Genomic DNA, 11,010 nt, shown 5'->3' on the forward strand with positions numbered 1-11,010 from the left:
AGCGGCGCGAAGTGGTTGGCTCCCCATCCGACAGCCGCGACCCCTACGGCGACCGTTGCCGACAAGGCTCCGGCGCCCGCTGCTGTGACCGCCTAGACCCTGCTCCACCGCTGGTTGGCGGTGCCGAGGCCGGTCCACAGCTGGACCTTCGAACCGTTGGCGGTGCCCGAGCCGGTCACGTCGATGACCAGACCGTTGGAGCGGTTGACGATGGTTCCGTCCACACGGAACGCCCACTGCTGGCTGGTCTTGCCGTTACAGGCCCACAGGATCACCTTGGTCCCCGCGGTGGTGCCGTCGCCGTTCGCCGCAAGGCACTTGCCGGAGACCCGCAGCTCGCCCGCGCTGGTCTGGGTGATGGTCTGGTTGGCGTTGCCCGAGCAGTCGTAGATCTGGACCTGGACGCCGGTCTGGCCGTTCGGGACGTCCAGGCAGCGGCCGGAGTTCGCGACCTTCAGCGTGAAGGTTCCGGCCGTGGGCAGCGGGTCCTGGACGAGCTGCCAGTCCTGGGAGCCGTCGTCGGCCGAGGCGGCAAGGGTGACGGAGCCGCCCGCGGTCGCGCCCGTCATGTAGAGGCTCGTGTTCCGCACCGAGCGGAGCTTGTAGTACCCGCTGGTGGAGGAGGCGACCAGGGCCCATCGCTTGTCGGTGGCGTCGTCGTCGACCCACTGGGCCAGCTTCTGCCCGGCCGTCGCCGTGCCGGTCCAGATGGCGACCGCGCGGCCGCCGGCCTTGTTCAGCAGGGTGATGTCGGACCCCTTGCTCTGGGTGTGCCAGCGCTGGGTGATGTCCGAGGAGTTCACGGCACTCGTGACCAGGTCGGCGACATTGCCGGTGAGGTTGGCGTCCTGCGACTTGCCGGAGGCGGGGGCCAGGGCCTGGCCGGTCAGCCGGTTGACGAGGGTGTAGTAGGCGCCGTCGGAGCGGCCGAGGTCGACCTCGGCGTACTTCACCGGCCCGACGCTCGTACCGCTCCAGGACGCCTGGAGGATCAGCACGCGTCCGGTCCCGTCGACGTACTGGAGGTTGCGGCTGTACCCGGAGGCGATCGGGGTCTGGTACTGCTTCCAGGTGCCGGTGGACGAGCCGGACTCGTTCACCCACACGCTTCCGCTGCCGGACGCGTTGTAGACGATCCGGCCGTCGGGCATCGGGAGCAGGACCGGGCTGCCGCCCGTGGACAGCGTGCTGCCGCCCGACGGTACGGGCAGCGAGGTGATGGCCGCGTCGGTGCCGGCGTAGAACTTCGTCGGGTCGTCCGCGATCCGGTACCGGACGTTCGTGCCGCCGCCCCAGTACTCGTACGTCATCAGCCACTTGCCGTCGGTCGTCGGCGCGACCGTGGTCATGCCGGGGCGGCCGCCGCCGATCTCCGTCTTGCCGCTTCCCATGTTCACGGTGGAGCCGGGGACGTCGACGACCGGGCTGCTCCATGCGGACGTGCTGGTGCCGTCCCACGTCCGGTGCACGAGGACCTGGCCGCCGGAGTCGGTCGCGGTGGCGTTGGCGGGGTCGAGAGTCGGGGCGCCGGTGCTGGTGTCGTAACCCGTGTAGTCGTTCTCGTCGGAGTAGTAGGCGATCAACTGGCCATTGCGGGCGAGGAGATGCGGTTCCCAGATTGGGTCGACCTGCTTGTACGTGTTCGCGGTCGAGGTGCGCCCGACGGCGCCCGCGCTGCCACCCTGCCAGGAGCCCGCGGCGATGATGTTCTGGAAACTCCAGGTCGCCCCGTCGTCCGTGCTGGAGTACAGGGCCAGCGCCACGTCCTTGCGGTCGCCGTCACTGGTCGGCGTCCAGGAGGGGTTGGCCGCCTTCTGCTCCTGGTAGTAGTAGTCGTCCCCCGAGACGACGCTCGCGAGCAGCAGTGTGCCGGCGCTCAGGTTGCCCACGCTCTGCGGGAGAACGTAGAGGTACGGGTTCGTCCAGTTGCTCGTGTACTTGGCGTACGCGGAGTCGGAGGACAGGTAGGCGGGTGCCTTGACGTCGGCCAGCTTCGCCCAGGTCGTGCCGTCGTCGTCGCTCTTGTAGACGGGCAGGGTCTGCCCCACCGGGACGGTCTCGCTGTCCTCGAACGTCGCCACGATCCGACCGCTCGGCAACTGGGCCGACTTCGGGTACAGCACGCAGGGACTCTTGTTGCAGGCGGCCGCATTCGTCGCCGAATACAGGTTCGCGGGACTCGGCTGATAGGCCGACGCGGTCGTGGCGGAGGCAATGGTGAACGCCATTCCGATGCCCGCGGCCGCTGCCGCCGCGAGCACCCTCCGTATCAATGAACGAATCAATGCGGGTTCCTTGGGAGCCTGGGGTGTTCCTCTGGCAGAAAATGCCGGACGAAAGGTGAGGACAGTATTGGGACGCGGCAGCGGTGTGTCACTGGCATGTTTCCGAAAGTGTTTCGCACACGGGCCGTCACAGGGAGTTGACGAGACGACCGCGCGTGCTGTCAGAGTCCCGCGATACTCCAGGGCGAGCCCGTCCAGTCAGATCGCCATGATCTGCGCTGATGAGGGCGGCGGGCCCTGCCTCCCTGGCCGGGCCCGCCTTCCCGTTGACTTGGTCCTACGGTGCCGGGATCGTCCGCTCCGCCGTGTTCCAGCCCGAGATCCGCAGGCTGGGCGCCGACCCGTGGAGATCGGCCGTGCGGTAGGTGGCCGTCAGGGTCGTCGACTCGCCCGGCCAGAGGCTGACCTGGTTGTCGGTCCAGCGCACCGGCAGTACGGGCTTCCCGTTCGCGTCCACGAGGTGGACGTCGGTGAGCAGTGAAGGAACCCTGCCTGTGCCGGTGTTGCGTACCGTGACCGTCGTCGTGGACGTTCCGTCCTGGCCCCGTACGGTGGTCGCCGAGGCGGAAATCGGTGCTTGGGCCAGGGAGTTGAGGCCCTTCAGATCTCCGTAGCTCGTCGTCGGGGTGTAGTACCAGTCGGTGTTGTCCCAGTCGAGGGTGTCGGGCTTGGTGGAGAGCCAGTAGACGTTCCGGCTCACCTCCTTGCCGTCAGCGTCGGTCAGCACCAGCCGTGCGAGGTAGGTCGTCGACAGTCCGCTCACGGAGGACGGCAGGGTCACGGCGGCGGTGCGGGCCCCGTCGCCGCCGACGTTCAGACCCGTCGTGGTGTGGTCGTACTTCTGGGTTCCGTCGGTGTTGAAGAGGGTGACCCGGGAGGTCAGTCCCGAGGCCGCGGCATGGCGCCGGTTCACCACGACGACCGAGCGGTTGTCGTAGGAGTACTGGATGTGCAGTGGCTCGTTGGCCTTCTTGGCGCCGAAGTACGCGCCGCCCTGGTCGAGATAACGGTCCATCAGCTGCCAGTGCAGCGAGGTCCAGCCGCTGTTGAACATCCAGTAGATGACACCCGTGGCCGGTTTCGAGGTGTCGGCGGCGCCCCGGCCGTAGGCCTCGAACTGGGCGCGTACGTTCTCGTACTGGGCGAGCTGCGCCTTGCGCACGTAGTCGGTCAGGCCGGTGGGCGGGCCGTAGCGTCCGGCGAGGGCGTCACCGTAGAGCTTGAGGTTGCCGAAGGTCGAGGACGGTGAGCGGTGGTACTGGCGGGCGCTCGGGTCCTTCCAGAGGGTCTCCAGCTCGGCCGGGGTCATCATCCGCTTGAGGGTGTCGAGGGTGGGGATGTCGGGGCCCGCGCTGGTCTCGGAGTTGAAGCCGGTGGCTCCGCCCTCGCGTTTGAAGTACCAGTAGTTCGGCGGGACCCAGTCGTAGGGTCCGGTCATCTTCATACCCGAACTGCCCAGCTTCGGGGAGGACTTGGCGGAGGCGGCCGGGACGACCGGCGTCGGCCAGTCGGCCGCGGTGAGTGCGTCCAGGTAGTTCTTCTCGATCGTCGCGTCCGGGGCGAAGTCGCTGCCGATGAGGAACGAGATGACACTGGGGTGGTCACGCAGCCGGGCGGCCTCCGCCGCCATCGACGCCTTCGCCACGGTGTAGTCGGCGGCTGTCCACTTCTCGCCGGACTCGTCGCCGTTGACGTTCCCCTCCCACTTGTCACAGCACTCCCAGCCGGGCAGGGTCAGGATGCCGTACCGGTCGGCGAGGTCGAAGAACTCGTCGGGTTCGATGTGCCCTTCCAGGCGGATGGTGTTGAGGCCCAGGTCGAGGGCGTACCGCAGCCGGTCCTCGACATAGGTCCGGTCCCAGCGCAGGAACTCGTCGGGCGACCAGCCGCCGCCCCTGATCAGCAGCGGGCGGCCGTTGATGCGGTACTGCCGGGCTCCGTCGGCGTTCAGCGGTGCCTGTACGTCCCGGATGCCGAAGTTCTCGTGCGCGGTGTCCGAGGCAGTGCCGGAGACGGTGGCGGTCAGGTCGAGCCCGTACAGCGGCTGGTCGCCCATGCCCGCGGGCCACCACACCATCGGCGAGGACAGCCGCAGCGCCGGGACGTCGGCCGGGGCGAAGGTCACCGTCTTCGTCTCATGGGCGGCGAGGGTGACGGAGCGGCTGAAGGGGATCGGCGCGGTGCCGCCGGAGTTGGGAGCGATGCTTCCCGAGACCGTGGTGGTGACGGCGGCGTCGGTGTCGTTCCTGGCCTTCGCCTTGACCGTCAGGGTCGCGGAGGCCGGCGACGAGGTGTCGAGCTTGGTCACCACGTGCGCGTCCCGCAGTGCGACCGGGCCGCCGCGGCGTACCAGCACATCGCGGACGATGCCCATGTTCTCGTCGGGCGGCGGCTGCAGCCAGTCGATCCAGCCCATGGTGAGGTTCTTGTCCGGGTCGTTGGGCTCGATACGGAAGGCGACCGTGTTCGCACCCTGGCGCACCAGGGAGGTCACGTCGAGCTCATGCCGGGTGTAGGCGCCCGCGACATCGGCGGCCTTCGCGACCCGGGTGCCGTTCACATAGACGTCGGCCGCCGAGATCACCCCGCTGAAGTCCAGATACGTACGCTCGGAAGTGTCGGCGACCGTGAAGTCCGAGCGGTACCACCACGGCACCTGGAAGTCGGCCCGGGGGATCTTCTGCTGGTTGGTGGAGTAGAACGGGTCGGCGTACACCCCGTCCGCGAGCAGCGCGGCGAGCACCGTGGACCGGGGGCCGGCGGAATACCAGCCGCTCGCCGGGTAGCCCGGGGTGGAGATGTCGGCTGCGGCGTCGGTCACCTTGGCCGAGGACTGGATCCGGTAGCCGGACAGCGCGGTCGTGCTGCCGGGCGCCGCCGCGACCACGGTCGGCCGCGGGAGCCCCGCCGACCGGTGCCCCGGCGGGTGCGCGCCGGCCCAGGCACTGGTGGAGAGGGTGCACAGCAGACCCAGGGCGACGGCCGCGGTGGCCAGTGGCCTTCGGCGAGTGAGGGCAGGGCGGTGGAACACGGTGATCTCCTCGTGGGGGGAGGCGGTCCGCGCTTCGGCTCTGCGGCACTAGGAGTGCGCGACAAAGTTAGGAAACTTTACTAACAGGCCTCAAGCTAGGAGCTCCCGCGATTGCTGTCAATCACCGTGCCGAGTGGGACCGTTCGGTCGCCGCCGCGCGGCCTACGCCGTGGAGCGGCGCTCGAACACCACGTCCCGTGCCGTACTCAGGGCCGTGGCCACGGCCCCCATCAGCACCGCGTCCTCCCCGAGCCGGCTGGGCACGATCTTCGGGCGCAGCGGGGTCAGGGCGCGCAACGTCTCCCGTACGGGCCGCAGCAGCAGATCCACGCTGTGCCCCACCCCGCCACCGAGCACCACGAGATCGGGATCGAGTACGGCCGCCGCGGCGGCCACGGTGTGCGCGATCCGCTCGCCCTCCAGCCGGACGGCCTCGACCGCGGCGGGCTGCCCGGACCGCGCCGCGTCGAACACCGCCTTCGCGGTGAGCTGCCCGGTCATGCCGAACGAGCGGGCCGACTCCACGACCGCCTCGCCGGACACCGCGTCCTCCAGCGTCCGGGGCTTCGGCGATCCGGCCCAGGGCAGGAAACCGATCTCGCCCGCGCCCCCGTGCGCCCCGGTGAACAGCCGTCCCTCGCTGACCACTCCCATTCCGAGCCCGGTGCCGATCATGATGTACGCGAACAGCCGGCTGCCGGCGCCCACGCCATAGGTGTACTCGCCGAGCGCGGCGAGATTGGCGTCGTTGTGGACCTCCAGTGGGACGCCGAGCTCGTCCCGCATACGGTCGAACAGCCCGGCCCGTCCCCAGCCCGGCAGATGCATGGCGTACCTGACCCGCCGCTGCTCCTCGTCGTAGACGCCCGGGGTGCCCACCACGGCGTGCGCGACCGCGGCCGGGTCGCCACCGGCGCCCGCGACCACCCGGTGCGCGGTGGCCACCACCAGGTCGGCCATGGCACCGGAGGTGCGGGCCCGGTTGCGTACGTCCGAGCGCGAGATCACCTGGCCGTCCAGGTCCGCGACGGCGATCCGCAGCCAGCTCCGGCCGATGTCGATGCCCAGCGCGTAGCCGGCCGCCGGGTCGGCTGCGTACAGGACGGCGACCCGGCCCCGCTCAGGTGCCAGGGTGCCCACCTCGCGCACCAGCCCGGCGTCCTCCAGGGCGGCCAGCGCGCTGGAGACCGTGGGCTTGGACAGGCCGGTCTCACGGGCGAGTTGGGCACGCGAGGCGGGCCCGTGGTTGCGCAGCCGGTCGAGCAGCAGCCGTTCGTTGGTGCTGCGCAGGCGTTGCCGGTTCCAGGGCTGATCTGCGACGACGCTGTCGGACATGCCGCCATTCTCACCTATCGGGTGCGACCTCTTGACGGGCCAAGTAAAGGTACTTAACTATATCGCCAGCCTGACCGGGCGAATCGCCCCGTACCGCTCTTTCTCCCCGTGTCCTGTTCCAGGAGGTCCCCATGTCCGGTAGCCCGCCTCCCGAGGGCGGTTTTGTCCGCCGCGTCGGACTGTTCCAGGCCACGGCCATCAACATGAGCCAGATGTGCGGCATCGGGCCGTTCGTCACCATCCCGCTGATGGTGGCCGCGTTCGGCGGGCCGCAGGCGGTGGTCGGCTTCGTCGCCGGAGCCGTGCTGGCGCTCGCCGACGGGCTCGTCTGGGCCGAACTGGGTGCCGCGATGCCCGGCTCCGGCGGCAGCTACGTGTATCTGCGCCAGGCCTTCCAGTACCGCACCGGACGGTTGATGCCGTTCCTGTTCGTCTGGACGGCGATGCTGTTCATCCCGCTGATCATGTCCACCGGTGTGGTCGGCTTCGTCCAGTACCTCGGCTATCTGGCGCCGGACCTGGGGCAGACGAGCGGCGATCTGATCGGGCTCGGGGTGATCGTGCTGGTGATCGCTCTGCTGTGGCGGGGTATCGAGCACATCGCGCGGATCACCGCCGTGATGTGGGCCGTGATGATCGCCTCCGTGCTGCTGGTGATCATCGCCGCGGCGAGCGACTTCTCCCCGCACCTGGCGTTCACCTACCCCGCGCACGCCTTCGAACTGACCAGCAACCACTTCTGGATCGGCTTCGCCGCCGGCCTCACCATCGGCATCTACGACTACCTGGGATACAACACCACCGCCTACATGGGCGCCGAGATCAAGGATCCCGGCCGCACTCTGCCGCGCTCCATCGTCTTCTCGATCCTCGGCATCATGGCGATCTATCTGCTGCTGCAGATCGGCACGCTCGGCGTGATCGACTGGCACCGGATGACCAACCCGGACGACATCGCCTCCACCTCGGTCGCCTCGGCGGTCCTGGAGGAGACCTGGGGCAAAGGGGCGGCCGACACCGTCACCGTGCTCATCCTCATCACCGCGTTCGCCTCGGTGTTCGCGGGACTGCTCGGCGGGTCCCGGGTACCGTACGACGCCGCGAGGGACCGGGTGTTCTTCAAGCCCTACGCCAGGCTGCACCCGAGGCACCGCTTCCCGACCCTCGGCCTCGCGACCATGGGTGTGGTCACCGCGATCGGGTTCCTCATCGGACGGCACACCGATCTGGCGACCCTCATCCAGCTCCTCACCACGGTGATGGTGCTCGTCCAGGCCCTCGCGCAGATCCTCGCGGTGACCGTCCTGCGGTCACGCCAGCCCGGCCTCAAGCGGCCGTACCGGATGTGGCTCTACCCGATCCCGAGCATCGTCGCCCTGGTGGGGTGGCTGGTCATCTACGGCTACGCCGACAAGAACTCGCCGGGCCGCCACCCCATCGAGTGGTCCCTGGCGTGGCTCGCCCTGGGGTGCGTGGCGTTCGTGCTGTGGGCCCGGTGGGAGAAGGTGTGGCCGTTCGGGGAGAAGGAGATCACTGAGGAGTTCCTCGCGGGGGCGTCTGCGGAGGGGGATCGGGCGGTGCTTTGACGTGGCCGTCGGTGCCGTTCTGGGGGCTGGGGGCTGCACCCCCCAGCCCCCTCACTGCTGGGCTCGCACCAGCCTCGATCGTTCACGAGGGCCCGCCAGCTTGCTGACGGACCCGTTGTGCGCGGCGGCCTGCTCCGCCCTGCGGACGTGTCATCGAACCTTGGCTCCTGAGCGGAGGCCGACGGGACGAGGCGGGGTCACCCGGCCGGCGAGTCGCTGACCTTGCCCACCGGGCTGATCTCCAGCTTCACGCTGTCCGCGCCGTCGGAGACCGGGAGGGTTCCCGCCGGCCACTTCAGGGTGGCGCGGTCCGTGTGGCCTCGGTGATGCCGTGATGCTCAATGCTGGGCCGGCTGCGAGCGGCGGGGCCGTCAGCGCAGTCGACGCGCCCGCAGCACCAGGTCGTCGGTATGGTGCGCGCCGGCGCCGCCGTCAGGTGACACGCGTGGCCGCTGCTCGTCCACTTCCACCTCCCAGTTGTCCTTGAGCAGAGCGGCGACCATCGAGGGCCAGACGTAGTCGGCCGGGTCGAAGCCGCTGTCGTGCGCCTGCTGGCTGTCCATCCCGGCGTGGTGTACGAGCAGCAGCACGCCGCCGGGCGCGACGGCCGCGAGCAGCGCTCGCTCGGCTGCGGCGTCCGGGGTGCGCAGCAGGGCTGGGTACTGTGCGGAGACCAGGTCGAAGGAGGCAGGCGGGAGCGCCGCCTCCGTCAGGGCGGCGTGTACCCAGCGAACGGTGAGGCCTGCTTCCCGCGCGTGCCCGGCCGCCCGCTCCAGCGCCACGCCCGAGACATCGAGCGCGGTCACCTCCCAGCCGACGCGGGCGAGCCAGACGGCGTCCGCGCCCTCGCCACAGCCGACGTCGAGCACCCGCCCGGGTCTGAGCCCGGCGACCTCGGCCACGAGCGCACCGTTGGGCCGGCCGCTCCACAACTGTTGTCGGTCGGCGTATCGGTTGTCCCACTCCGCCCGCGCCGCGGGGTCTCCGACGTATCCGTCGGCGGGCAGGGGGGTATCGGGCTCGGTCGATCCCACTGTGATGTTGTCGGTCATGGATTCACCGTCGCCCATCGCGTCCCGGTCACGCCACGCTTGTTGCCGGTCCGGCAAACGGCGAGATCGTTCCCCTCCTGCAGATCGCCCCGTCAAAGGACGACCAGGAGCGAGCCCTGCTCGTCAGCCCCGGACTGGCCGATGCCCTCGCCACGGTCATCCGCCGGGTCCGCGACCCGCGTACCGGCATCATCCCCTCCTGTCTCCTGTCCGCCTGCGCCTACACCTACGCACGAGGAACGCACCTGGAACCCACCCGCACCCCGGCTGTTCCAGTGAGGCCGCGGCGGTGAAAACTCCCGCATGAGTGGCGAGTTCATCCGCAAAGCACTGGGCCAGGTGCGTCGCGTGGCGACACGTCGGGCCATGGGTCTCCTCCTCGCCAAATGTGCGACGGTGGATTCAGCGGACGAGCGCGCCGTGGCGGTGAGGTGCCGTCGGTGGACAGCACGTCACGTCGGCCATCGTTGCGGCGGAGGCTCCACGCCAGAGCTGGATGCCCAGGTGGATGCGCGGCGTCGGGTTCGAGACGGTCGGCTGCCGGAGTGGCGGCAGATGACCGAACCCGCCATCGGAGGCCCCAGCGCGAGGGAAAGTCACCCGATGGCGGTTGCCGAGGGCGCGGGGCTATGCCCGGGCGGGTGCCGGCAGGCCGATCCAGTGCTGCCTGGCCCAGCCTGTGGCTGCCACGACCTCGCGTGCGATATCCACGACCGCCCGCCTATCCGTCACCACCCGCACCGTCTCCGCGGGGGTTCGCTGGTCCAGGAGCTGCGACTTGCGGGCACCGCCCTCCAGCTCCCGCTCCAGCTCCGAGCCGAGTTCCCTGCGCACCAGCCGCTCGCGGGCGGTGGCATCGGAGGCGGTGAGGAGGACCCGTATGATCCGCACCCCGGTCCCCATGGCGCGCTCGAACATTTCAGTGGCCTCAGGCAGCACACTCAGAGTGTTCGTATAGATCAGTCGGCGGTAGCCACGCCGGGCAAAGTTCGTCCACACGGCGGTCAGATTGCTTTCGGTGATCTCCGAACGCTGGGGATCTCCCTCCGGGGCCGGATGCACTTGCCCCATGAAGTCACCGTCGATCACCGCATGCGGGACCGCCGCAGCCCGCAGCACTGCCGAAACCTCCCACCCCACCGTTGTCTTGCCGACTCCGGCCCGCCCTCCGATGAGCAGTACTTCCGCCCGTTCCATAGAGGCAGCGTGCCAGCCCGCGTCCATCTCACGCGATCCAATATCGTTCCGCACGACCTTGAGCCTTACGTCCTGCGGGTGCAGCTCATCGAGCTGGGCGATGCGTTCCCGCGCCCATCAACAGCGTGCCGAACCCGACCTCGCCCTCGATGCCGAACTCCACGAGCGGAAGCCCGTGCGTTCGATCTCTGGGCCGAGGTGAGGGGCGGCGGCTCCCTGTGCCACGAGGCGAAGCGTTCCGAGAAGGCCGCGCAGGACACTCGCGAGCGGCACGAGAACCGAGTGGTCCAGCCCGTCGGCAACACCGTGGGGCGGGGACGAGCCCGTGGTGGCCGGTGTGATTGTCCTCCCTGGATCCCTGCCGCACCAGAGGGACAGCTGACGACGGGCATGCGGGACGGGACGACGCAGTGGGCAGGTTTTGCCGTGCCGTCAGGAGGCCGACCGCGTACGACCGGACCGTCGCCGACGAGATCGTCGCCGTGTCCGACAAGGACTCCTTCCAGATGACCCGGCGGCTCGCC

At 69.6% G+C, this 11,010-nt stretch carries 6 protein-coding genes; 1 reads left to right on the top strand and 5 read right to left on the bottom strand.

The window, feature by feature from the left end; genetic code table 11:
• Positions 1-92 precede the first annotated feature (92 nt).
• The 3 genes from AB0959_RS52580 to AB0959_RS52590 form a co-directional block, all read right to left on the bottom strand.
• A complete protein-coding gene (locus AB0959_RS52580; protein ID WP_366834144.1) occupies positions 93-2,228 on the bottom strand; it encodes an RICIN domain-containing protein in 2,136 nt (711 codons plus the stop codon).
• 334 nt (positions 2,229-2,562) lie between these two features.
• The gene (locus AB0959_RS52585; RefSeq protein ID WP_366834139.1) at positions 2,563-5,316 is read right to left on the bottom strand and encodes a sugar-binding domain-containing protein; all 2,754 of its coding nucleotides are present in this window, start codon (positions 5,314-5,316) and stop codon (positions 2,563-2,565) included.
• 162 nt (positions 5,317-5,478) lie between these two features.
• On the bottom strand, positions 5,479-6,651 hold the full coding sequence (locus AB0959_RS52590) for an ROK family transcriptional regulator (RefSeq protein ID WP_366834140.1): 1,173 nt from the start codon (positions 6,649-6,651) through the stop codon (positions 5,479-5,481).
• 131 nt (positions 6,652-6,782) lie between these two features.
• On the opposite strand from AB0959_RS52590, the gene AB0959_RS52595 reads away from it, so the two are divergent.
• Positions 6,783-8,237 (top strand): APC family permease, encoded by a 1,455-nt coding sequence (locus AB0959_RS52595; RefSeq protein ID WP_366834141.1) that lies wholly within the window; start codon positions 6,783-6,785, stop codon positions 8,235-8,237.
• A gap of 371 nt (positions 8,238-8,608) precedes the next feature.
• Here AB0959_RS52595 and AB0959_RS52600 read toward each other — a convergent pair whose 3' ends face one another.
• Both AB0959_RS52600 and AB0959_RS52605 read right to left on the bottom strand, forming a co-directional pair.
• Positions 8,609-9,289, bottom strand: a complete 681-nt coding sequence (locus AB0959_RS52600) for a class I SAM-dependent methyltransferase (protein WP_366834142.1) — start codon at positions 9,287-9,289, stop codon at positions 8,609-8,611.
• 627 nt (positions 9,290-9,916) lie between these two features.
• A complete protein-coding gene (locus tag AB0959_RS52605) occupies positions 9,917-10,486 on the bottom strand; it encodes an AAA family ATPase (RefSeq protein ID WP_366834143.1) in 570 nt (189 codons plus the stop codon).
• Between the last annotated feature and the right edge of the window lie 524 nt (positions 10,487-11,010).

The organism is Streptomyces sp. NPDC046862, from assembly GCF_040704615.1.
Lineage (GTDB): Bacteria > Actinomycetota > Actinomycetes > Streptomycetales > Streptomycetaceae > Streptomyces.